General features: G+C 58.7%; 22 protein-coding genes. 13 read left to right on the top strand and 9 right to left on the bottom strand.

Annotated elements, in window-relative coordinates:
- Positions 1-172 precede the first annotated feature (172 nt).
- Complete coding sequence (locus AC07U5_RS10690) at positions 173-2338, bottom strand: transglycosylase domain-containing protein (RefSeq protein WP_494722971.1); 2166 nt, start codon at positions 2336-2338, stop codon at positions 173-175.
- 183 nt (positions 2339-2521) lie between these two features.
- On the opposite strand from AC07U5_RS10690, the gene AC07U5_RS10685 reads away from it, so the two are divergent.
- The 6 genes from AC07U5_RS10685 (at position 2522) to AC07U5_RS10660 (ending at position 8013) form a co-directional block, all read left to right on the top strand.
- Positions 2522-3001 (top strand): YcgN family cysteine cluster protein, encoded by a 480-nt coding sequence (locus AC07U5_RS10685; protein WP_494722970.1) that lies wholly within the window; start codon positions 2522-2524, stop codon positions 2999-3001.
- 243 nt (positions 3002-3244) lie between these two features.
- Positions 3245-4060 carry a class D beta-lactamase gene (blaOXA, locus tag AC07U5_RS10680; RefSeq protein WP_494723289.1) on the top strand — a complete coding sequence of 272 codons (816 nt, stop codon included), beginning with the start codon at positions 3245-3247 and terminating at the stop codon, positions 4058-4060.
- Positions 4061-4068: 8 nt separating this feature from the next.
- Positions 4069-4680: a class I SAM-dependent methyltransferase gene (locus tag AC07U5_RS10675; RefSeq protein ID WP_494722969.1), complete on the top strand. Its 612-nt coding sequence runs from the start codon at positions 4069-4071 to the stop codon at positions 4678-4680.
- 186 nt (positions 4681-4866) lie between these two features.
- Positions 4867-7395 carry a heavy metal translocating P-type ATPase gene (locus AC07U5_RS10670; protein ID WP_494722968.1) on the top strand — a complete coding sequence of 843 codons (2529 nt, stop codon included), beginning with the start codon at positions 4867-4869 and terminating at the stop codon, positions 7393-7395.
- Positions 7392-7820, top strand: a complete 429-nt coding sequence (gene cueR, locus AC07U5_RS10665) for a Cu(I)-responsive transcriptional regulator (protein WP_062425769.1) — start codon at positions 7392-7394, stop codon at positions 7818-7820. The genes AC07U5_RS10670 and cueR overlap by 4 nt, the downstream gene beginning before the upstream one ends.
- Entirely contained in the window at positions 7813-8013 is a 201-nt protein-coding gene (locus tag AC07U5_RS10660; RefSeq protein ID WP_494722967.1) for a heavy-metal-associated domain-containing protein, read from the top strand. Before cueR ends, AC07U5_RS10660 begins: the two co-directional genes overlap by 8 nt.
- 42 nt (positions 8014-8055) lie before the next feature.
- Here the strand turns inward: AC07U5_RS10660 and AC07U5_RS10655 are convergent, their stop codons facing one another.
- The 3 genes from AC07U5_RS10655 to AC07U5_RS10645 all read right to left on the bottom strand — a co-directional run bounded on the left by AC07U5_RS10655 (position 8056) and on the right by AC07U5_RS10645 (position 10286).
- Entirely contained in the window at positions 8056-8304 is a 249-nt protein-coding gene (locus AC07U5_RS10655; RefSeq protein WP_062425767.1) for a hypothetical protein, read from the bottom strand.
- 30 nt (positions 8305-8334) lie between these two features.
- On the bottom strand, positions 8335-8505 hold the full coding sequence (locus AC07U5_RS10650) for a hypothetical protein (RefSeq protein ID WP_494722966.1): 171 nt from the start codon (positions 8503-8505) through the stop codon (positions 8335-8337).
- A 65-nt stretch (positions 8506-8570) separates the two neighbouring features.
- Positions 8571-10286 carry a GH32 C-terminal domain-containing protein gene (locus tag AC07U5_RS10645; RefSeq protein ID WP_144621046.1) on the bottom strand — a complete coding sequence of 572 codons (1716 nt, stop codon included), beginning with the start codon at positions 10284-10286 and terminating at the stop codon, positions 8571-8573.
- Between the two features lie 256 nt (positions 10287-10542).
- Here AC07U5_RS10645 and AC07U5_RS10640 point away from each other — a divergent pair, with 256 nt between their 5' ends.
- From AC07U5_RS10640 to AC07U5_RS10630, 3 genes are all read left to right on the top strand, one after another.
- The gene (locus AC07U5_RS10640; protein ID WP_494723288.1) at positions 10543-12003 is read left to right on the top strand and encodes a protein adenylyltransferase SelO; all 1461 of its coding nucleotides are present in this window, start codon (positions 10543-10545) and stop codon (positions 12001-12003) included.
- A 121-nt stretch (positions 12004-12124) separates the two neighbouring features.
- Positions 12125-13045, top strand: a complete 921-nt coding sequence (locus AC07U5_RS10635; RefSeq protein ID WP_313554995.1) for a dihydrodipicolinate synthase family protein — start codon at positions 12125-12127, stop codon at positions 13043-13045.
- A gap of 56 nt (positions 13046-13101) precedes the next feature.
- Complete coding sequence (locus AC07U5_RS10630) at positions 13102-13839, top strand: polysaccharide deacetylase family protein (RefSeq protein ID WP_494722965.1); 738 nt, start codon at positions 13102-13104, stop codon at positions 13837-13839.
- 17 nt (positions 13840-13856) lie between these two features.
- Here AC07U5_RS10630 and AC07U5_RS10625 read toward each other — a convergent pair whose 3' ends face one another.
- Positions 13857-15026, bottom strand: coding sequence for an AI-2E family transporter (locus AC07U5_RS10625; protein WP_062425762.1), 1170 nt, complete (start codon positions 15024-15026; stop codon positions 13857-13859).
- Positions 15027-15178: 152 nt separating this feature from the next.
- A complete protein-coding gene (locus AC07U5_RS10620; RefSeq protein WP_494722964.1) occupies positions 15179-16039 on the bottom strand; it encodes a VOC family protein in 861 nt (286 codons plus the stop codon).
- 219 nt (positions 16040-16258) lie between these two features.
- Here AC07U5_RS10620 and AC07U5_RS10615 point away from each other — a divergent pair, with 219 nt between their 5' ends.
- From AC07U5_RS10615 to AC07U5_RS10605, 3 genes are all read left to right on the top strand, one after another.
- Positions 16259-16669, top strand: coding sequence for a universal stress protein (locus tag AC07U5_RS10615; RefSeq protein WP_062438135.1), 411 nt, complete (start codon positions 16259-16261; stop codon positions 16667-16669).
- A gap of 117 nt (positions 16670-16786) precedes the next feature.
- Positions 16787-17458: a PAQR family membrane homeostasis protein TrhA gene (gene trhA / locus AC07U5_RS10610; protein ID WP_062438134.1), complete on the top strand. Its 672-nt coding sequence runs from the start codon at positions 16787-16789 to the stop codon at positions 17456-17458.
- Between the two features lie 97 nt (positions 17459-17555).
- On the top strand, positions 17556-18056 hold the full coding sequence (locus AC07U5_RS10605) for a GNAT family N-acetyltransferase (RefSeq protein ID WP_112952258.1): 501 nt from the start codon (positions 17556-17558) through the stop codon (positions 18054-18056).
- Between the two features lie 59 nt (positions 18057-18115).
- On the opposite strand, the gene ftrA is transcribed toward AC07U5_RS10605, so the two are convergent.
- Entirely contained in the window at positions 18116-19144 is a 1029-nt protein-coding gene (gene ftrA / locus AC07U5_RS10600; RefSeq protein WP_494722963.1) for a transcriptional regulator FtrA, read from the bottom strand.
- A gap of 90 nt (positions 19145-19234) precedes the next feature.
- Here ftrA and AC07U5_RS10595 point away from each other — a divergent pair, with 90 nt between their 5' ends.
- Entirely contained in the window at positions 19235-19630 is a 396-nt protein-coding gene (locus tag AC07U5_RS10595; protein WP_113272145.1) for a rhodanese-like domain-containing protein, read from the top strand.
- A gap of 44 nt (positions 19631-19674) precedes the next feature.
- On the opposite strand, the gene bioB is transcribed toward AC07U5_RS10595, so the two are convergent.
- The gene (gene bioB, locus AC07U5_RS10590; RefSeq protein ID WP_494722962.1) at positions 19675-20670 is read right to left on the bottom strand and encodes a biotin synthase BioB; all 996 of its coding nucleotides are present in this window, start codon (positions 20668-20670) and stop codon (positions 19675-19677) included.
- Positions 20663-21238, bottom strand: a complete 576-nt coding sequence (locus AC07U5_RS10585; protein ID WP_494722961.1) for a biotin transporter BioY — start codon at positions 21236-21238, stop codon at positions 20663-20665. Before AC07U5_RS10585 ends, bioB begins: the two co-directional genes overlap by 8 nt.
- Between the last annotated feature and the right edge of the window lie 414 nt (positions 21239-21652).

Below are 21652 nucleotides of genomic sequence, written 5' to 3'. Positions count from 1 at the left end.
CTGGAGAAGTCTCTACATTTTCAAAAACTGCTGAAGCTATGCAATAGCGACGGACTTCCGGAAAGAGTTCGAGGGCGAGAATCGCGTCCTAAGTATATCCCCGAGCCGTCAACAGTGAGACAGGGCTTATCGGTCTTGACAATCGAAATGTGGTGACCGGTTGCTCTGCGCGTCAGTTTCCAACATCCGCCACCTTCTGCGGCGACAAGGTCGGCGCAGACGCCTGCTTCAACTGCTGGCCGACTGCGCGAAGAATGCGGGTGGCTTCTGCCGAAAGAGAGCGAGGGCGGGTCAGAGCCGGTAGCGCATTGGCATCGGCTGAAGCGATCTGCGCGCCATTGGCGGCAGGTTGTGGACGCGTGCCGGTTGGCAGCGGGTTCTGGATGCCTGGAATAGGACGCAGTTCCATGCCTTGATGGGCATAGTCCATCAGTCGCTTGAAGGTCATGGCGGGAAGGGCGCCGCCGGTCATGTTGTTCATCGACGTGAAGTCGTCGTTACCAAACCACACCGCCGTCGTGTAGTTGCCGGTAAAGCCGACATACCAGGCGTCGCGATAGGCCTGGGACGTTCCCGTCTTGCCGCCGGAAACGATGCCATTGTCCAGAGCTCCACGCCGTGCGGTACCTTCCACCGGGATGGTGACCAGCATGCGGTTCATCTTCGACGTCGCTTCTTCCGAAAGCACGCGATGCGCCGGCGGTTCGTCGCGATCGAAATCGTAGAGCACCTTGCCCTCGTAATCGAGAACCTGCTCGATGCCGTGGCGGCGCGATTGCATGCCATTTGCCGGGAAGACGGCATAGCCCGTCGCCTGGTCCAGCACTGTCAACTCAGAAGTACCGAGCGGAATGGTCTTGTCGCTGCGAAGCGGCGTGGCGACGCCCATGGCTTTTGCCGTGTCGACGATGATCTGCGTGCCGAGCACATCCTTGGCAAGCCGCACCGGCACGGTGTTGTAGGATTTCGCGAGCGCGGTCTGCAGCGTCACCTTGCCGGCATAGGAGCGGCCGTAATTCTGCGGCGACCAGCCCCGCCATGTGACAGGCGCGTCGGAAATCAGCGTTTCAGGCTTGTAGCCCTTCTCCATCGCAGCGGAATAGGTGTAGACCTTGAAGGAAGAACCTGGCTGACGAAGGGCTGCCGTTGCGCGGTTGAACTGGCTCTCACCATAGTCGCGACCGCCGACCATAGCGCGGATGCCGCCGCCATTTTCGATCATCACCATTGCGCCTTGCTTGACCTTGTAGCCTTCGCCGAATTCACGAAGACTGCCTTCCATGGCCTGCTCTGCGGCCTGTTGCAGGCCGGTGTCGATGGTGGTGCGCACCACCACGGTGTGATCCTTGATCTTGCCGTCCCTGGCCAGGCGCTGCACTTCGTCAAACGCCCAGTCGAGGAAGTAATCGGGTGCCTGGATCTCTTCGCGGTCGATGACCGTTGCCGGGTTGCGACGTGCGCCGACCACCTGGCCTTCGGTCATCAAGCCGCCCTGAACGAGGTTGGAGAGAACCGTGTTGGCGCGCGCACGCGCAGCCGGCAGGTTCACATGCGGCGCGTATTTCGCCGGAGCCTTGAACAGGCCTGCAAGAATGGCGGATTCCGCCAGGGTGACGTCCGTCAGATTCTTGCCGAAATAGAACTGCGCCGCCGCCGCCGCACCGAAGGTCCCGCCGCCCATATAGGCGCGGTCGAGATAGAGCGCGAGGATTTCCTTCTTCGACATATTGGCTTCCAGCCACAATGCCAGGAAGGCTTCCTTGATCTTGCGCTCCAGCGAGCGCTCATTGGTCAGAAAAAGGTTTTTGGCAAGCTGCTGCGTCAGCGTCGAGCCGCCCTGGACGACGCCACCGGCACGCGCATTCTCGCTCATGGCGCGGGCAAGGCCGATGAAATCGATGCCGAAATGGTCGAAGAAGCGCCGGTCTTCGGTCGCCAGAACCGCCTTGATGAAGTGATCGGGCATCTGGTCGATTGGAACGGAATCTTCGTGAATGATGCCGCGATGGCCGATCGTGTTGCCGTAGCGATCGAGGAAAGTCACGGCAAAGTCGCCGCGATAGCGCCAGTCCTTCTTGGTTTCCTCGAAGGCGGGCAGCGCCAGCGCCAGCATGACGACGGAGCCGGCCGTACCGACGGTCAGCGCGTTACAGGTCATGTTGACGAGAAATTTCTTCCAGCCACGCACATGCAGCTTGCGAGAGGCGATCGTCACCTCTTCCCAGAAATCGAACACACGGGATGCGGCTGTCCACAGGCTCGAATCGATCCAGGAATCGATGCGAAGCAGAATATGGCGTTTACGGCGCGCCGGTTTCTTGTTGTTGTCTTCCTGCACCTGAAACGTATTCCTGTTCGATGTGGTGAGTGAACGCTTGACGCGATAAGCTTGCGCGGGTCATTCCTCACCACCACTCCGCCGGATTTAAGAATTATCTTATAATCCAGCCTATGGCGATACGACAAAACGGGCTTTCCTATTTGATGCCCGAAGATGCAAAATGAAACGGAAATCTTAACGATGAGTGACGCGCCGTTCTGGAAAACCAAATCGCTGGCGCAAATGAGTAACAGCGAATGGGAGAGCCTATGCGATGGCTGTGGACTCTGCTGTCTCAACAAGCTGGAAGACTGGGATACGGGCGAGGTGGTGTTCACCTCCGTCGCCTGCCAGCTCCTGGACGGCACGAGCTGTCGCTGTTCCGATTATAAAAACCGCCGCGCCACCGTGCCCGACTGTATCCAGCTCGATCTGAAGCTGGTCGATGAGATCGGCTGGTTGCCGCCGACATGCGCCTATGCGCTGGTGCGGGACGGGCAGGATCTCTATTGGTGGCACCATCTGGTGTCGGGTGATTCTGAAACCGTCCACGTGGCGGGCATTTCCGCGCGTGGTCGCACCGTCAATGAGAATGACGTCGATGTGGATGACTTCGAGGACTATGTGGTGGACTGGCCGTTGACGGTGGGAGAGCGACCGGAGGCACAAAAACCGCGTTGAGTACAAACCTGTGCGCTCTCTTCGGCCCGTGTAAAATCCCGTCCTATTCCTGCCGCATGACCCCTGTATCCCGCTACCTTGCTTTTCTTAGGCCCATTCCCGGCTATGATGATCGGCCGGACAATGAAGGACCCCGCATGCGCCAAAGTCAAAAGCATGGCCAGCGCAAAAACGTGACCCGGTTTTGCGACGACGTCATGCGACAAAACCAGGAGCTCAAGCGTGAAGAGCGCATCTGAAAGAGTGCGGCGTGCTTTAACGCTTGTTGCGCCGATCTGCCTTCTTGTAGACGGTGTCGGGCCCGCGCGCGCTCAGGCCGTGCAGCCTTTTGAATGCACGCTGGTCACATCGGTGGAAACCGGTGCCGTCATCAACCAGCAGGGCGCCTGCGACAGGCGCGTCTCGCCAGCCTCCACCTTCAAGGTGCCGCTTGCGCTGATCGGTTATGACGCCGGAATTCTGCAGGACGAGTTCAATCCGGCCTGGGACTGGCAGAAGGGCATGGATGCAGCCCCGCAAGAGCGCAAGACAGTCGATCCGACGACGTGGCAGAAAGAGTCGATCCGCTGGTATTCGCGCGAAATCACCAGACGTCTCGGAAAGGAGAAATTTGTCTCCTATGTCCGGCGCCTCGGTTTCGGCAATGGTGACGTGGCCGGAGAGCCGGGCAAGGACAATGGGTTGACCGACGCCTGGGTGAACACCTCCCTGGAAATTTCTCCGGTCGAGCAGGTCGGGTTCATGCGCCGACTGCTGGCTAACAACCTGCCGTTTTCTCGTGATGCGCAGAACAAGACCAAGGCGATCGTTCCGGTGTTTGACGGTGCGGAAGCCTGGAGTGCTCATGGCATGACCGGGACCGGCACCATGAAAGGGCCGGATGGTAAGCCAGATCCCAATCGGCCCTTCGGTTGGTTCGTCGGCTGGGCCGAACGCGAAGGTCAGCACATCGTCTTCGTTCGCCTGCGCGTGGGCGACAAGCCCTCGGAGCAGCCAATGGGCGAGGTGGTGCGCGGCGAGTTCCTGCGCGATATTCAGCGTTACGCCACCCATCGGTAGAAGCGGTCATGTCTGCTGATGCGGCAAGCAATATCATCGCGCTGTACCAGACATATGCTGAGGATTTTGATCGGTCGCGCAGCCGCCAGCTGGTGGAGAAGCATTGGCTGGACAGATTTCTCGTATATCTGCCGCCGAAGGCGTCCGTGCTCGACATTGGCTGCGGGGCCGGGGAGCCCATCGCGTGCTACTGTATCGAAAACGGTCGTGACGTAACCGGCATCGATGCGTCGCCAGCGCTGATTTCGCTTTGCCGTGCGCGCTTTCCCGGCCATCGATGGCTGGTCCGAGATATGCGTGATATGAGATTGGACAGCCGCTTTGATGGCTTGATCGCCTGGCACAGCCTCTTTCACCTGATGCCGGGCGACCAGCAAATTGTCCTTCAAACATGCATGCGCCTGGCAGCGGAAGAGGCCGTCTTGATGTTTACGGCGGGGCCAGACCGTCGGGAAACGCTTGGCCGTTTCTGTGGCCAGACGCTTTATCACGCCAGCCTGGCATTTGAGGAGTATCAGGTGATCCTCGCTGGCGGTGGTTTTCAGATCATCGAACATAAAATCAACGACCAGAGCTGTGGCGGGGCGACGGTCTATTTGGCGAGACGTAGCGGCGGTTAGCTTTTCGTCAAGAGCGTGGGTCTGGATGGCGGCTGCCTGTTTTGGCGAACATGCCATAAAACGCAATTTCCTCCCTTGACCTTCCCATGATGGGAAGCCCTACATTGGGTTTGTTTCACGTCGGAACTATTTTGAAGTTCCGCCCGTCATAACCATGACAGTGACAGACCTCGAAAGGGGAAAGCGATGAACGAGATGGTCAGACCCAAGCAATTGCAGGAGCCTTTGTCGATTCCCGTCGAAGGCATGACCTGTGCGTCCTGCGTTCGTCGCGTGGAAATGGCGGCGGCGAAGGTTCCGGGTGTCGCCTCCAGCTCCGTCAACTTCGCGACGAAAAAGCTGACGGTGGAGCCTGCAGAAGGCTTTTCTGCCAAGACCTTGGCGGCAGCGGTCAAGAAGATCGGCTATGAGATCGAGCCAACGCGAACCGAGTTTGTCGTCGATGGCGTGAAAGGTGAGGCGGACGCCTCACGGTTGAAGGGCGTGCTTGAGGCCGTCGCAACGGTCGTCAGCGCAAAGGTCGAGGCTGACGGCAAGGTCCTCGTCGAAGGCATGGGCGGCTTGCGCCAGCGCGAGATGGTGATCGAAACGGCGAAAGCCGCTGGCTTCCCACCTGCCGCGGCAAAGGCCACGCAGCATGACCACTCTGCACATCAACATCAGGGCGCACATGATCACGCCCACCATATGGGTGACGAAGCGACGTTAAAGCGCGATGTAATCATCGCAGCCGTGCTGACCGCGCCGCTCTTCGTGTTGGAGATGGGTGGGCATATCTATGCGCCGATGCACCACTGGTTGATGGGCGTGATCGATACCCAGAAACTTTATTACGTCTATTTCCTGTTGGCGACGGCGGTGATTTTTGGACCGGGACGACGCTTCCTAAAGAGCGGCTTTCCTGCCCTTTTCCATGGAGCGCCGGAGATGAATTCGCTCGTGGCACTCGGTGTCAGCGCAGCCTATCTCTATTCCCTGGTCACGACCTTCGCGCCGGGCGTCCTGCCGGAAAATGCACGGCACGTCTATTACGAAGCGGCCACCGTCATCGTCACGCTCATCCTTATCGGACGGTTGCTTGAGGCCCGCACCAGCGGCAGGACGGGCGATGCGATCCGAAAGCTTGCAAGCCTTCAGGCCAAGACCGCTCGCGTCGAGCGTAATAGTGAGGTCGTCGATTTGGCCGTGGACGACGTGAGAGCAGGTGACGTTGTCGTCATTCGTCCCGGCGAGCGGTTGCCGGTCGATGGAGAGGTGGTCGACGGTCATTCCTATGTAGACGAATCGATGATCTCAGGAGAGCCTGTTCCGGTGGAAAAGACCGTGGGCACCAGGGTTGTGGGCGGCACGATCAACAAGACCGGCGCGTTCAAATACCGGGCGACGAAGGTCGGCGGGGATATGATGCTGTCGCAGATCATCAGGCTGGTGGAGCAGGCGCAAGGGTCGAAGCTTCCCATTCAGCTGGTGGTCGATAGAGTTACCGCTTTATTCGTCCCGGCCGTTATCGGCATCGCGCTCTTGACCTTCATCGTCTGGGCCGTCTTCGGTCCCGATCCAGCCTACACATTTGCATTGATCAACGCCGTTGCCGTGCTCATCATTGCCTGCCCCTGCGCCATGGGGCTCGCAACACCGACTTCCATCATGGTCGGTACCGGCCGTGCCGCCGAACTCGGCGTACTTTTCCGCAAGGGCGAAGCGCTACAGCAGCTGCGCAGTGCCGAGATCGTCGTTGTCGACAAGACCGGCACGGTGACTAAAGGCCGGCCGGAACTGACTGACCTGATCGTCGCGGATGGCATTGAGCAGGACGACGTTCTGCGTCTGGTCGCTGCAGTCGAAGCACACTCGGAGCATCCGATTGCAGAGGCCATCACCCGTGCGGCACGGGAGAAAATGGCAGTTCCTGAAGGACTCGAACCGATGAATGCCCGGAACTTCGAAAGCATCACGGGGTATGGCATCCGCGCAGTCGTTGATGGCCGTCAGGTCGATGTCGGTGCGGATCGATATATGGAAAAGCTTGGCATGTCGGTCGCATCTTTCGCCGACGCCGCGAAGCGCTTGGGCCGTGAAGGCAAGACTCCGATTTATGCCGCGATCGATGGTGTGCTTGCCGCCGTCATCGCGGTTGCCGATCCTTTGAAACCCTCGAGCGTCAAGGCGATCAGAACGCTTCGTCGCATGGGCATCGAGGTAGTGATGGTGACCGGGGACAATGAGGCAACGGCGCGTGCGATTGCTGATGAGGTCGGCATCGACAGGGTCATCGCCGGCGTTCTACCGGAAGGCAAGGTGGAGGCCATCCACGACCTGCGCCAGGGCGGGAAGATTATTGCCTTCATCGGCGACGGCATCAATGATGCACCGGCGCTTGCCGAGGCCGATATCGGCATCGCCATCGGGACGGGCACGGATGTCGCGATTGAAAGCGCCGATGTGGTGCTTGTCGGTGGTGATCTGATCGGTGCCGTCCATGCAATCGAAATGAGCCGCGCAACGATGAGCAATATTCGCCAGAACCTGTTCTGGGCGTTCGGCTACAACGTCGCGCTGATCCCACTCGCTGCCGGCGCGCTTTACCCGGCGTTTGGCATCACGCTGTCACCGATGATCGGAGCAGGTGCCATGGCGCTGTCCTCGGTTTTCGTCGTGGGCAATGCGCTGCGCCTCAAGACCATAAGCGCCACGGGTGGAAAGGTGACGTCATGAATATCGGCGAAGCCTCAGAGGCCTCCGGCGTGTCTGCGAAGATGATCCGCTATTACGAGCAGATCGGCCTGATCTCTCCCGCGACCCGTGCTGATAACAATTACCGGCTCTATGGCGATCAGGAAGTCCATAACCTCCGCTTCATCAAGCGCGCCCGAACCCTTGGTTTTTCGCTGGAGGAAACCGAAGCTCTGCTGAAACTCTGGCAGGACAAGGCGCGAGAAAGCTCGGCGGTGAAAGCAATTGCTCTCACCCATATTGCCGACCTGGAGCGCAAGATAGAGGACATGAGGAGCATGGTGAAAACGCTATCGCACCTCGCCCATTGCTGCGGCGGCGACCACAGACCGGATTGCCCGATCCTGGATGATCTGGCCGGAAGCCGAACCATCAAAACTGATAAAGAAAGGAAAGACCATGACTGAGACTACATTCACCGTGCCGGACATGGCCTGCGGCCACTGCGAGAAGACCATCCGCAACGCGCTGAACGAGGCACTGCCGGGTGCTGAGGTGAGTATCGATCTGTCATCGCACAAGGTCGTGGTAGACGGCGACGCTGACACTGCGATGGCGGCCATGCAGGAGGTGGGTTACACGCCTGAGCGAGCCGCATAAGTCAGCTCGCTCAGGCTCGAAGTTGGCTGCAAAGGCTAACCGTCAAACCTCGTCGAAAGCGCCGCCTTCGCGGGATGGATTGCGGTCAATGACGCGCTCCTCGGCGTCGTCCGGAAGGGCCTCGTCGCTTTCCTGGTAAGGGTCGTCTTCCGTTTCGAGTTCGTCTTCCTCGATTTCGTGCTCCAGCTCCTGCGGGATTTCCCCCTTCGCCGGGAGTTCTTCTACATCCAGGTCTGAAACTGCCTGATCGAGTGCGTCTTCACTTTCCAGAAGTGGTTCGCGCGGGTCCATGGGTTTTCCTCTTCGATATGCGGGCTTGATTTAGGATTGGGTCGAGGCGATCAGGATCGCCGCCATGTAGATGACAAAGGCCAGGATGCCGATGCCTGCGATCACCAGCACGATTCCTTTGCCCGCCCTGCGTTTTTCGCCTTTGTTCTCATTCGCCTGGGTGGGAAAATGGACCGGATCTGTTTCTCTAATCTGTGTCATCTGATCGCCCTTCTTGAAAATCTCGTCATTCAGGAAAGGCGCCAAAGCAGCAAAGGTTCCTATATTTACTGTTTGAGACTCCAGATTGTCGCATGCGCAACGGCCCCCTCAAGAGTTTTCAGGTGGGCTGCGCGCACCGGCTTGAAGCTGGCGATACGCTTGGTGCCGACGTAGCGTCCCCGGTCGGCAAACACCTCGATCGATCCGTAATCGACAAAGATGCGCAGGCGATAAGGGCGTGCGCCCTCGGAGACATAACGCGGCGATGCACCGTCGCGACCGTCCTCGTGGCGAATCCAGAGACCGGTTTCGTCACAGACGACACCGAGCCTGACATCCGGGTGGTCGAGTTCCAGATCGAAAGGCAGGCCTGGCTTGTTGAGTTCGAACAGCAACTCTACCGCACCCGTTGAGAGATCGACCCGGTCGCCAGCCGCCAGTCTCGTGCGGTCCAGAATGCGGTGCCGCAGGCTTTCCGCCGCCCCGATCGGCGGTGTGAGAAGTGCGCCGTTGGAAAAATGCAGCCGCCGCGGCAAGGTCATGGAGGTGGGGAAGTCGATCTCGGGTGTCGCATCCGCCCAATTCGCCAACCAGCCAATGCCGACGATGCTGTCGCCATCGAGAAACGCCTGGAAGGCATAATTGTCGGTGCCGAAATCGAGCTCCTGGCCGAATTCCTTGACGAACTTCTTGCCGTCGAACCAGCCGACATCGGCCATCGTCAGGTTCTTCCGTCCCGTGGCCGGATCTTCCGAATGCATCAGGCCATAGGTCAGAACCCAGCGCGTGGAACGGGCATTGGCCGGTCCATCGAGCGGAAGCAGGCAAGGGCACTCAATCGCTGTGGTCTTGTAACGGGTCTCCACCCAAAGCTTGCCCACATAGGTCCAGCCGGAAGCGGCTGTTGGGTCCTGCGTTTCATAAAGCAGGATGACGCCGCCGCTGTCGCTCTGGCTGCCGAGCAGCATCTTCCAAAGGCCATCGGGGCCGCGCACCACATAAGGGTCGCGAAAGTCCGGCGTCAGCCCTTGCCCATCGGGCCGGTGGCCGAGGATGACCTCCGCCTGTCCCGCCATGATCAGATCGGAGGAGGTTGCGGTGAGCTGGATCTGTTGCTCGGGCACACGGTCCTGAACCTGTTCGGTGAAGAAGACGCGGATGCCGGTCCCTTCCACAAGCGGGATCGTCGATCCCGAATAGGCACCGCCGCGCTTGTCCGGCCGCGTCGTCAGATCTTCGGACGGGAAGAGGAAGATTGGCAGGTGTCGCCAGCGCAGATAATCCGACGAGATCGCATGGCCCCAATGCATCGTGTTCCAGCGAAGCCCATGCGAGTAATGCTGGTAGAAAAGATGCGGGTGTCCCTCGAACCGTCCAAACCCGTTTGGGTCATTCATCCAGCCGAAGGGTGGGCGGAAGTGATAGCTGTCCGGCAGATCCGGTGGGGCATTGTCCGGCTTGGTGTGGACGACGGTAATGCCCGTCTCCAGCACATCGGAGGCGGTGAACCAGTAGATCACCGAGACGGCGGTCGTCATCGTGTCATAGGCGATATCGACGCGCCCGCCACCAAACACCTGATAGATGCGAAAACTGTACTCTTCCAGATTGGAGGTGGAGACTTCGCCGAACTTGCCATTGGCGTTTGAAAACGAGACTGCACCTGCAACATCCGGCTTCTTCGCCTTCAGCCAGACATGGAATGTGGCATTGACGGGAAGATCGGTGTGAATGGTGCGGATCGCGCTTTCGCTCTCGGTTGGCGCAGCGATGTCATTCATTCCACTATCCTTTCTTTGCAAATCAAGCTCAGAATAGGAATGAAAATGGCAGGTTAAAGTTCACTGGCAAAAAGGCCGGGCAGTAGTCCCGTGTGATGAAGACCAATCCGTAAGGCCTCGCCGCCATCCCGAAATGGAGGCGCACCAGTGACAGACAGGGGCTGCAGGCTGACCTGTTCGGATCTTGGTATCATCTTGAACACTGGCAAAGCCGGGCTTCAGACCCAATATAGGGGCAAAAGGGAGCAAGCCCGTGATCCGTTTCGATAATTCCTATGCCCGCCTGCCAGAGCGCTTTACCGCTGCCGTTCTTCCTACGCCGGTCAAGGCGCCGCAGCTCATTGCTTTCAATCGGCCCTTGGCAGAAGAGCTTGGTCTTGACGTGGAGGGCATGGACGACGAGCGGCTGGCGGCGATCTTCTCTGGCAACGCCGTGCCCCAGGGGGCCGAACCTTTGGCTATGGCCTATGCCGGACATCAGTTCGGTAATTTCGTGCCCCAGCTCGGGGACGGCCGCGCCATTCTTTTAGGTGAGGTGATCGACCGCCAAGGCAGGCGGCGCGACATTCAATTGAAAGGCTCTGGCCCGACCCGCTTCTCCCGCAGGGGAGACGGACGTGCGGCGCTAGGACCGGTCCTTCGCGAATATATCGTTTCCGAGGCAATGTTCGCGCTCGGCATTCCCGCGACCCGCGCTCTGGCAGCAGTGACGACAGGTGAGCGCGTTCAGCGCGAAATTGGCCTGCCAGGCGGCGTCTTCACCCGCGTTGCAGCAAGCCACATCCGCGTCGGTACCTTCCAGTTTTTTGCCGCGCGCGAAGATACCGAAGCCTTGAAGGCGCTATCCGACTACGTCATCGAGCGGCACTATCCAGAGGCCCGGCAATCGGAAACGCCCTATCTCGCCATGCTGCAGGCCATTGCGGAGAGGCAATGCGACCTGATCTGCCGCTGGCTGATGGTGGGCTTCATCCATGGGGTGATGAACACTGACAATATGGCCGTATCCGGTGAAACAATCGACTTCGGTCCCTGCGCCTTCATGGATGAGTACCATCCAAACAAGGTGTTTTCTTCAATCGATGCCCAAGGCCGTTACGCCTATAACAATCAGCCCGGCATCGCCCAATGGAACATTGCAAGGCTTGCCGAATGCCTGATCCCGCTACTGGATGAGGATCAGGACAAGGCCGTCGATATGGCCAATGGCGTCCTGGCGGATTTCGGCAAGGCGTTTCCGAAACGCTGGATTTCCGGCATGCGCACCAAACTCGGGCTTCAGACTGAGGCAGAGGGTGACGAGCAGTTGGTGCAGGATCTCCTGGCGCTGATGCAGCGGTCGGAGGTCGATTACACCCTGACCTTCCGCAGGCTCTGTGATGCGGCAGGCGATAACGCCGAGCCGTTCCGCGGCATGTTCATCGACCTCACTGCTGCGGACGAATGGTTGGAGCGCTGGAGAAACCGCGCAGCACAGGAGAGCCGTTCAGGCCAGGAGCGTGCAGACGCCATGCGCGCCGTCAACCCGGCCATCATTCCGCGCAACCACAGGATCGAGGAAGTGATTGCCGCGGCCGTCGAGGATAATGATTTTGCGCCGTTCCACGAGATGCTGAAGGCAACCGCCCGTCCTTTCGAAGAACTGCCGGAATTCTCCGTCTACATGCAGGCGCCGATGAACCATGAGAGGGTCTTCAGAACCTTTTGCGGAACCTGAGAAAGCCAATGGGATAGTAGTTGCTTATCTGCAACCATATCTCAATGATTTCATATCGTTATTGTCGTTCCGTCATTTGCCCCGTAATCCTTCTCGAAGAGGGATTTCGGGGTGACGTCGTATGAGCAGCAGGTTTCATGGCCTTTCGGCATTTCCGCTGACGCCAGCAGATGAGCATGGCCGCGTCGATGTGGAAGCGCTGTCTCGCCTGATCGAAAGGCTGGATGCGGCAGGCGTCGATTCCATCGGACTTCTCGGCAGTACCGGCAGCTATGCTTATCTCAGCCGCGAAGAGCGCCTACGCGCCGTTCAGGCGGCCGTCGAATGCCTGAAAGGCAAACGAACACTGATCGTCGGGGCGGGGGCGCTGCGCACGGATGAGGCTTTTGCACTGGCGCAGGATGCGGAAAAGGCAGGCGCCGATGCGCTTTTGCTGGCACCTGTCTCCTATACACCTCTGACTCAGGAAGAGGCGTATCATCACTTCGCCGCGGTCGCTGGCTCCACGGCGCTGCCGCTCTGTATCTATAACAACCCGTCCACCACCCATTTCACCTTTGGTGAAGAGCTGCTGGTGCGGCTGGCCTATATTCCCCATATCCTTTCGGTGAAAATGCCGTTGCCTTCGGACATGCAGTTCAAGGCGGAACTGGAACGACTACGTCCACGCCTCGGAGAGGGTTTTGCCATTGGCTATAGTGGAGACTGGGGCTGCGCCGACGCGCTGCTTCAGGGTGCGGATAGCTGGTACAGCGTGATTGCCGGGCTTCTGCCCGTTCCTGCGCAGCGTCTCTTCACCGCTGCCAAGGCGGGCAACAAGGCGGAGGTGCAACGCTTGCAGGCGTTCTTTGAACCGCTCTGGGCGCTCTTCAAGACCTTTGGCAGCTACCGTGTGATCTACACGGCTGCAAATCTCCTCTCGCTTACCCACCGCCAGCCGCCGCTGCCCATCATGCCGCTTGGTGTCAGCGATACGCAACGCGTGGAGGAAGCGCTGGCGAAGCTCGCCGAACTGGACGCGCTACCGGCAGCGACGCCATAATTCTGGCGTTTTGAGAGCCGCATTGCCAGTGAAATTTGATCGAAAGCCCGTCTGATATGTTGAAGCCTATTGCCCTTGCAGCCCTGTTTGCGACCCTTGCCATGCCAGCCTTCGCCGGAACGGGGCTTCTAGAGCCGAGTCTCAAAATGCCTGTTTCGAAAGCGCAGACGAAGGGTGCGCCGGTGCGCGTCGCCATCACGCTGGATGCCTGCATGGGCAAGACCGATTTTCGGATTCTCAACACGTTGGTGCAGGAAAAGATTCCGGCGACCATCTTCGTTACCGCCCGCTGGCTGAAACACAATAGCGATGCCCTTGCGATCCTGATGGCCCACCCGGATCTTTTCGAACTGGAAAACCACGGCGAAAATCATATCCCGGCGGTGGACAAGCCGGTGTCGATCTATGGCATTGCAGCAGCCGGTTCCGAGCAGGCCGTCGTTCAGGAGGTCGAGGGCGGAAGGCAGGCCATTCTTGCTGCGACCGGCCGGCAGCCGCAATGGTTTCGCGGTGCCACGGCAAAATATACCAACACCTCCATGACCACGATCAATCAGCTCGGCGAGCGCGTGGCCGGCTACTCCATCAATGGCGACGGCGGATCGCTTCTGGGAAGCGCGATAACGGCTAAGCATATTGCTGGCGCGAAGGATGGCGATGTGGTGATCTCGCACATCAACCAGCCGACCCATGAGGCAGGCGAGGGTGTAGTGAAAGGTCTGCTGGCTCTGAAAGCGCGTGGAGTGACCTTCGTGCGGCTGGACGATCCCGCCTTCAATCCACCTTCCAACTGACCAAGTAGGCCAACCGATCAGTCTGGCAGGTTTGGTACGACCCGACGCGAGGGGAAGAGTTCGCGCGCAATCGTCATGCCGATGAGCGACAGCGGCAGGGCAAGCATCGCGCCTGCGGCTCCCCACATCCATGTCCAGAAGATGATGGCAACGAAGACGAGGAATGGGTTGATCTCCATGTTCTTGCCGACGACCGCCGGGAAGACGAGGTTTTCCATCAGCAAGTGGATGGTGAAGAAGACGATGGAGGGAAGCAGCGCGAGAAACAGATTGTCATGTGTGATGATGCCCGCAATCGCCAGCGCCAGCGTCATCGCCGTGATGCCGATAAACGGGACGAAGCTGGAGAGAAACGCGAACAGCCCCCAGAGAAACGGCATGGCGAGACCGCCAAGAAACGCGATCACCACCATGGAAACGCCGAGTGCTGCATAGAGCAGCGAGGCGGTGGCGAAGTAGGAGCCCAGAACGTTTTCGATGGAGGCGATGGTGCGGATGGTTCTAAGCCGCTGATGACGCTGCGGAAAGGCCATGATGACCGCTTTACGCAGTCGCAGACGACTGTAGAGAAAAAGCAGCAACGCCGCAAAGAACATCAGGCCCTGCACGATAGCGGGCGTCAGGTTGGCACCCACCACCGATATGATCTCGCCACTGCGCGAGATCAGCGACTCCATCGAAATGTTGCCGAGGTTGAATGTCGCTGAGGAAATGTTCACCCATCGCCAGCCTTGCAGGTAGGGCAGGAAGCGATCAAGCGTCCGTTCAAGCAGCGCCGGACCTTCGTTGGCAAGCGCCGATAGCGGCTCGACCAACGAGTTGATGACAAGAAACAGAACGAGCGCCACCGCCGACGACAGAATGAGGGCGACAGCGAAACCTGGGATGCCGTAGGAGCCGAGCTTTTCCGCTGCAACACCGAGGATCATGCCGACGACGATCGCCATAACGATGGGGATGAGGACGAGAGAAAGCGCGTGGATCACGCTCATCAGAACGATGACGAAGAGGCCGACGACCGACCATGCGACGGCCACATCAAGCGCCTCACGCCCCAGCGGTTGCTGGCTGCGGGCATCGTCCTGCGCCGTGGCGAGCGCACTTTTGAGAACCGGATCGCGATTTTGCTCAATGGGAAGCGCTTCGGCTTTCTTTTTTTTCTTCCGGCTGAAAACGTGGTTGTTCATCTTTTTCCCGACCCCTCATGGAGAGCTATAACTCTCCGTGCGGGTCGCAGTTCCAGAACCGCTAAAATAAGGAAAGGGCACGTGATTTGCGCCCTTTTCAAGCGGTCAGAGCGTGTCGCGATCTCTCGACTCCGCTTAAAGCTGACCACGCGTTATGCAGACAGCTTCAAACCGATGCCCCATGGATCTTTCACGGCGATCCCGTCGCTCTGACGCTCGGTCGGAATTTCCAATCGGTCCAGTGCGGCAAGTGCCGTGTCGAGGGTCTCTTTCTCGTTGAATTTCAAAGAGTAGCCCGACAGTCCTGTCATATTCTCTTTGCGCGTTTCGGCACCCCTGCTGTTCCAGATATTGGCTGCCACATGGTGGTGGTAAGCGCCGTAGCCGAAGAAACTGGCACCGGGATAACGTGCCATGATCTTCAACCCGAGAACATCCTGATAGAACGCATCCGCTTGCGGCAGTGCGCCGACCTGAAGATGAATGTGGCCGATTGCCGTGCCTTCGGCGGCCTGCCGAAACGGGGTTTTGCCGGCGCTCTCATAGAGTGCCTGGAGATCGAGCCTCTTCGTTGCCATCTCCACCGTTCCGTCGGGCTTGTAGTTCCACTCACCCGGTTGCCGGTCGCGATAGACCTCGATGCCGTTTCCTTCCGGATCGGACAGATAGATCGCCTCGCTGACGAGGTGATCCGACGCACCCTCAAGCCGGATATTGTTATGCGCCACATGCGCTAGCCAGTCTGCCAAGGCATTGCGGCTTGGCAGGAGGAATGCGGTATGGAAAAGGCCGGCTGCGGTGGCCGGCGCTTTCTCGGCATCGCTGGACGTTGTCAGCGTCAAGAGCGGCAAACCGTTGACGCCAAGAACCTCACCGCTGGCACTCTTGTCGATAACCGAAAGGCCGGTGATGTCCTGATAGAAGCGGGAGACCTGACCGAGATCTTTCACCACCAGATGCGCCTGTCCCACATAGCCGGGGCGGGTGAAGGCAAACTGCTTTTCAGTGTCCATTGGACCGTCTCCATTTCGTTCGCTAGGCCGCAAAGTTGTTGACCTCAATATGGAGACAGTCGATCGTTCCGAGAAGCTCACCATTCGGCGATAAACTGTCTAATAATCGTTGACAGCAACGCGTTCGGACTTGACGTCCGTTATGGCGAAATTGTCCTGAAGAGACTATGATTACAGGCAGGAAGCATCAGAACTGCTTCCAAACGAAGGGAGCATGCAATGTACGGAAAAATCCTGGTACCTGTCGATCTCAGCAACGCCAACAAGGCAGAGCGCGCGGTGAAAAAGGCCGAGGCGCTTCTCGATCAAGGCGGCCAGATCGTGCTGATGAATGTGGTGGAAGATCTGCCGGGCTATCTGGCAATCGATGTGCCGATGGACATCATCGAAAATGCGGTGAAGGACGCCAAGAGCCAGCTCGCTGTTTTGAAGGCGAAGTCGCCGCATATTTCTTCCACGGAAATTCGAAGCGGTGCTCCAGCCCGTGAAATTCTGGCGTTCGCGGAAGAGATCGGTGTGGATCTCATCATCATCTCCTCGCACACACCGGATTTCACCAACTATTTCATTGGCTCCACGGCAGATCGCGTGGTGCGTCATGCCAAGTGCTCGGTCCTGGTGGACCGTTAAACCCGTCTCCGGTTTTGCAACAGGCAGGAACGGAAAGTGAAGTTGGACGCCGCCCGTCGTCTTGTTCCCGTCTCATAATTGGCGTCATGATGTGGCGACGACAGACGGGAAAACGAAATGAGCGAGCTTTGGCCTTTTGGCCGCCGGTATGACCTTCATGAAATTGTAGCCGATGGCATTGTCCATGGCGTCGGCATTGCCTTTGCCCTTGTGGGGGCAACCGCGCTCATCTTCTACGTGACTCTTTGGGGCAGCCTCAGCGCAATTGCAGCGGCTTGGATCTACGCGCTCGGGCTTATTCTCTGTCTCTCGATTTCCTTCACCTACAACATCTGGCCGCATTCGCGGGCGAAGTGGCTGCTTCGCAGGCTCGATCATTCGGCAATTTTCATCTTGATTGCCGCCACTTACACGCCGTTTCTCCAGCGCGGCATCGAAGATCCTCTGATTGCACTGACGCTCGCCGGAATCTGGATGGCGGCTCTAGGCGGTATTTTCCTCAAATGCTTCTATCCCGGACGATATGACCGGCTGGCGATCCTGCTTTATCTTGGCATGGGATGGAGCGGGGTGATGGTGGCGGAGCCTCTGTCGAACCATCTGGCACCAATCACCATGTGGCTGATCGTCATCGGCGGCATGATCTACTCCATGGGCGTGATCTTCCACGTTTGGGAACGCCTGCGGTTCCAGAACGCCATCTGGCATGGCTTCGTGGTGGTGGCCGCTGCGGTCCATTACTCCGCGGTGATGACGAGCTTCAGCCTCACGCCGGTGATCGGCTCTTGATCCTGTCATTCGCTTAAAGCCTTCCGAAAATCGCTTCACACGCTCTGCCTTGATCCCTATGGTCGGGGTAGACATTGATACGAAGCGGATATCGAGAATGAGCATTCAACTGCGCGACGCCACCGTCGAAGACCTGGCCGGCATCATGGAAATCTACAATGATGCCGTGGAGAACACGACCGCCATCTGGAATGAAATCCTGGTGGATCTCGATAACCGCAAGGAATGGTTCAAGCTGCGCAAGGAGCGCGGTTTTCCAGTGATCGTGGCGATCAAGGATGACACTGTCGTAGGCTACGCCTCGTTTGGCGACTGGCGCGCATTTGACGGTTACCGCCACACGCGCGAACATTCGGTCTATGTGCATAAGGACGCGCGCGGCCACGGTATTGGCAGGCTGCTGATGCTGTCGCTCATCGAACACGCGAAGGCCGCCGGCGTGCATGTGCTGATCGGGGCCATCGAGTCCGAAAACGTCGCTTCTATCCGTCTTCACGAAAAGCTCGGCTTCCGCATTGCAGGTCAATATTCGGAAGTCGGCAAGAAATTCGGCAGATGGCTGGACCTCACCACGATGGAACTCAGGGTGCCCTCATAAGCGGCAAAAGCGCCGTGCGTCCTAACGGACGCACAAAAGACGCTTTACCTTTTTTGAATCTACGCATCGTGCTTTCCGAAAATCGAGTCCGATTTTCGGGCCGATGCTGTAGAGCTGAACCTGCCGCGATAGGCGGCAGGCGTAGTGGAAAACTGCTGGCGGAAGTGGTGACGCAGATTGGCGGTGGAGCCAAGCCCGCAGCTCTCGGCAATTGCCTCGATCGTCAGCGCCGATGTTTCCAGCAGATCCTTGGCCTTTGAAAGCCTCTGCAGCAAAAGCCACTTTGCCGGTGTGGTGCCTGTTGCCGCCTCGAAGCGGCGCAGCAGAGTCCGCGCACTCATGCCTGCCATATCCGCGAGTTGGGCAACCGTAAAACTCTTGCTGAGATCGGCCTGCATCGTATCGAGCAGTGGCCCAAGCCTTGCTTTTTCATGAAGCTCCGGCACGGCCTTGTCGATGAACTGCGCCTGTCCGCCGTCACGATGCGGCGGCACCACCAGGCGACGTGCCACCATATTGGCAGCCTTCGTGCCAAAGTCGCGGCGGATCAGATGCAGGCAGAGATCGATGCCTGCTGCACTTCCGGCAGAGGTTAGCACTGTGCCTTCATCGACATAGAGCACATCCGGCAGAACCGTGATGGCCGGATAACGCTCCTTCAGGACCTCGGTGTAACGCCAATGGGTGGTCGCGCGTTCACCGTCGAGCAACCCGCTTGCCGCCAGAACGAAGACGCCGGAACAGATGGAAAGCAGTCGCGCGCCCTTCGCATGAGCCCGTTGCAACGCCGTGCAAAGTGCGTCCGGAACGGGCGCATCCATTCCGCGCCAGCCTGGCACAATGATGGTGCCCGCCTTTTCGACAAGCTCCAAGCCGCCATCGGCCGTAAAGCGCACCCCACCTGTTGCGCGCATTTCTCCAACATCCACCGCGGCCACCGCAAAGCGATACCAGTCGTCTCCCATTTCGGGGCGAGCAAGACCGAAGACTTCGACGGCAACGCCGAATTCGAAGGTGCAAAGCCCGTCATAGGCAAGCGCTACGACGAGCCGGTTTGGATTACGGCTGAGGGTTGGATGGTTTGTCATGATCTTTACGATATATGGCAATCCTGCCATCTGCAAAAGAGAAAAAGTACGATCTAAACTTGGGGACGCTTGATAAGAAGGAGACGAACCTTGAGCTATGTCACTGAAATACCAGCGGCTCCCGCTGAGATCGTTATCGACCATTTCTCTAAGCGCCTCTCGGTTGAGACCGATTGCTGGGATGTCTTTGCATCCATGGAGAAGGGCGAACAGGATTTCGTCCTTCTGCATGTCGTCGGTTCGCCGGCGGTATTTGCAAAGCGTCACCTGCCGGGCGCCATCCATCTTCGCCATGTGGATATGACGGCAGAACGCATGCGGGCATGGCCGGAGGACACGCTCTTCGTCGTCTACTGTGCCGGCCCGCATTGCAATGGCGCGGATCGGGCGGCTCTGAACCTCGCCCGGCTTGGGCGCAAGGTGAAGATCATGATCGGTGGCATGACCGGCTGGGCGGATGAAGGTTTTGCCTTCATGACCGCCTGAAGAAGACGGGCAGCAAGAAGGGCTGCCCGCCTCAAATGCTTTGGCTAAGCGGCGGATGCTCGTTCCGAATCATCATTGACCGGTCCGATAGCGGCGAGCAATTCGGCATCCTCACCAATGCCGGCATTCGGCGTCGTCAGCAGCGTATCGCCATAGAAGATCGAGTTGGCACCCGCCATGAGGCAGAGGATTTGTGCCTCTCGGGTCAGGCTGGAGCGACCGGCCGACAGGCGCACGGTGGATTGCGGCATGACGAGGCGCGCGGTTGCCACCATGCGCACCAGTTCCAGCGGATCGATGCGTTCTCGCTTGGCAAGCGGCGTGCCTTCGACGGGGACCAGCGCGTTGATGGGCACGCTTTCCGGGTGAGGTGCGAAGCCCGCCAGAACCTGCAGCATCGCGGCGCGATCGCGAATGCCTTCGCCCATGCCGATAATCCCGCCGCTGCACAGTTCGACGCCTGTGGCGCGAACGGTGGAAAGCGTCTCCAGGCGATCCTGATAGGTTCGGGTGGTGATGATGCGACTATAAAATTCCGGGCTGGTATCGAGATTGTGGTTATAGGCGGTCAAGCCCGCCTTGGCCAGGCGCTCGGCCTGGTGCGGTTTCAGCATGCCGAGAGTGACGCAGGCTTCCATGTCGAGGCGGCGCACGCCTTCCACCATTTCGATGACCGCATCGAACTCCTTGCCGTCACGCACCTGCCGCCAGGCAGCCCCCATACAGAAGCGCTCCGCACCCGCAGCTTTGGCCGTTGCTGCCATCGCCAGCACCTTTTGAGGCTCCATCAGCAGGTCGCGGGTCAGATCCACTTCGCGATGGTGGGCCGACTGCGGGCAGTAGGCGCAATTTTCCGGACAGCCACCCGTCTTGATCGACAGGAGGCTCGCCTTCTGCACCCGGTTCGGATCGTGATACTGCCGGTGAACCGCATTGGCGCGGCCCACGAGTTCCAGAAGCGGAAGCCGATAGAGCGAGGCAATCTCGTCGACGCTCCAGTCGTGCCGGATGACGCCGTCCTGTTTCGCATCCTCAGTCATTGGCGGCTTTCTCCACGGCCTTGGCCTTCGGAAGCAGCATTGAAGCAGCCGCGACAACGCCGATCTTGACTAGGTCGCCGAGGATAAAGGGCGCAACGCCGACGGACAGCACCTTTGCGGCAGGAACGAAGGCCAGCAGCCATGCCATGCCGAAGGCATAGACCACGACAAGTCCCGCCAGCATGGAAAACATACGCCGCAATAATGTCCCGTTCTGAGCAAGCCATCCCGTCAGCCAGGATGCCACGAGGAAGCCGGCAAGATATCCGCCGGTCGGCCCGATCATATAGGCGAGACCGATACCGCGTTCGGGGGAGCCTGAGAAAACCGGCAGTCCTGCAGCACCTGTTGCCAGATAGGCGATGAAGATCGTGCAGGCCATACGCGGCCCAAGTGCAACGGCAAAGCCCATCACCGCCAACGTATGAAGCGTCATCGGCACCGGCCAAAAGGGAACCTGCGTCTTGGCTGCAAGCGTCATCAGCGCCACGCCAGCGACGATCATGAGAGCTTGGCGAGGCAAGCTGCGTGTTGCGGGAAGGGAGGAAGATATGTCAGCTCTGATCATGGTACTCTCAAATTATAGATAATTTATTGATGGAACTTAGCTTAGTTCGAGTCTCAAAAGAGTCAAGGCGCAAAGAAATGGCTGAAAATGCAAAATTATCTATAAAATTCGAATGACTGAAGACGTGCACGCATTTGAGTGGAGACAGAAGGTCCGATCCAAAAGCATGGCGAATGGAGCTAGGAGTGGTTGAAAACGGGAAGAGAAGGATGCCGAGGAGAATACGTCTCGCGGATTGAGCGTGAGAGCTCTGCAACTTTCGTTGGGAGACGTCGTCCAAATTGTTTTGATTAAAGCGAGGGTGCGCCCCGGAGGAACATCGGCGACAGAAGTGCGCCTTTTTGAAGGGCTTCCTGTCTGCCTGAAGGCTGGACATTCCCGAGAAAAAGCAAAAGGCCGGCGCTCGCACGCCGG

It is taken from the genome of Agrobacterium sp. GW821-FHT02D03 (genome assembly GCF_059421725.1).
This window is presented reverse-complemented; position numbering and strand designations above follow the sequence as displayed.

Coding starts and splice junctions, on each gene's coding strand:
- AC07U5_RS10645 (WP_144621046.1), bottom strand. CDS start 10,286: ATGAATGACATCGCTGCGCCAACCGAGAGCGAAAGCGCGATCCGCACC.
- AC07U5_RS10605 (WP_112952258.1), top strand. CDS start 17,556: ATGAGCATTCAACTGCGCGACGCCACCGTCGAAGACCTGGCCGGCATC.
- AC07U5_RS10685 (WP_494722970.1), top strand. CDS start 2,522: ATGAGTGACGCGCCGTTCTGGAAAACCAAATCGCTGGCGCAAATGAGT.
- AC07U5_RS10670 (WP_494722968.1), top strand. CDS start 4,867: ATGAACGAGATGGTCAGACCCAAGCAATTGCAGGAGCCTTTGTCGATT.
- AC07U5_RS10650 (WP_494722966.1), bottom strand. CDS start 8,505: ATGACACAGATTAGAGAAACAGATCCGGTCCATTTTCCCACCCAGGCG.
- trhA (WP_062438134.1), top strand. CDS start 16,787: ATGAGCGAGCTTTGGCCTTTTGGCCGCCGGTATGACCTTCATGAAATT.
- AC07U5_RS10655 (WP_062425767.1), bottom strand. CDS start 8,304: ATGGACCCGCGCGAACCACTTCTGGAAAGTGAAGACGCACTCGATCAG.
- ftrA (WP_494722963.1), bottom strand. CDS start 19,144: ATGACAAACCATCCAACCCTCAGCCGTAATCCAAACCGGCTCGTCGTA.
- AC07U5_RS10620 (WP_494722964.1), bottom strand. CDS start 16,039: ATGGACACTGAAAAGCAGTTTGCCTTCACCCGCCCCGGCTATGTGGGA.
- AC07U5_RS10630 (WP_494722965.1), top strand. CDS start 13,102: ATGTTGAAGCCTATTGCCCTTGCAGCCCTGTTTGCGACCCTTGCCATG.
- cueR (WP_062425769.1), top strand. CDS start 7,392: ATGAATATCGGCGAAGCCTCAGAGGCCTCCGGCGTGTCTGCGAAGATG.
- bioB (WP_494722962.1), bottom strand. CDS start 20,670: ATGACTGAGGATGCGAAACAGGACGGCGTCATCCGGCACGACTGGAGC.
- AC07U5_RS10675 (WP_494722969.1), top strand. CDS start 4,069: ATGTCTGCTGATGCGGCAAGCAATATCATCGCGCTGTACCAGACATAT.
- AC07U5_RS10585 (WP_494722961.1), bottom strand. CDS start 21,238: ATGATCAGAGCTGACATATCTTCCTCCCTTCCCGCAACACGCAGCTTG.
- AC07U5_RS10625 (WP_062425762.1), bottom strand. CDS start 15,026: ATGAACAACCACGTTTTCAGCCGGAAGAAAAAAAAGAAAGCCGAAGCG.
- AC07U5_RS10635 (WP_313554995.1), top strand. CDS start 12,125: ATGAGCAGCAGGTTTCATGGCCTTTCGGCATTTCCGCTGACGCCAGCA.
- AC07U5_RS10660 (WP_494722967.1), top strand. CDS start 7,813: ATGACTGAGACTACATTCACCGTGCCGGACATGGCCTGCGGCCACTGC.
- AC07U5_RS10615 (WP_062438135.1), top strand. CDS start 16,259: ATGTACGGAAAAATCCTGGTACCTGTCGATCTCAGCAACGCCAACAAG.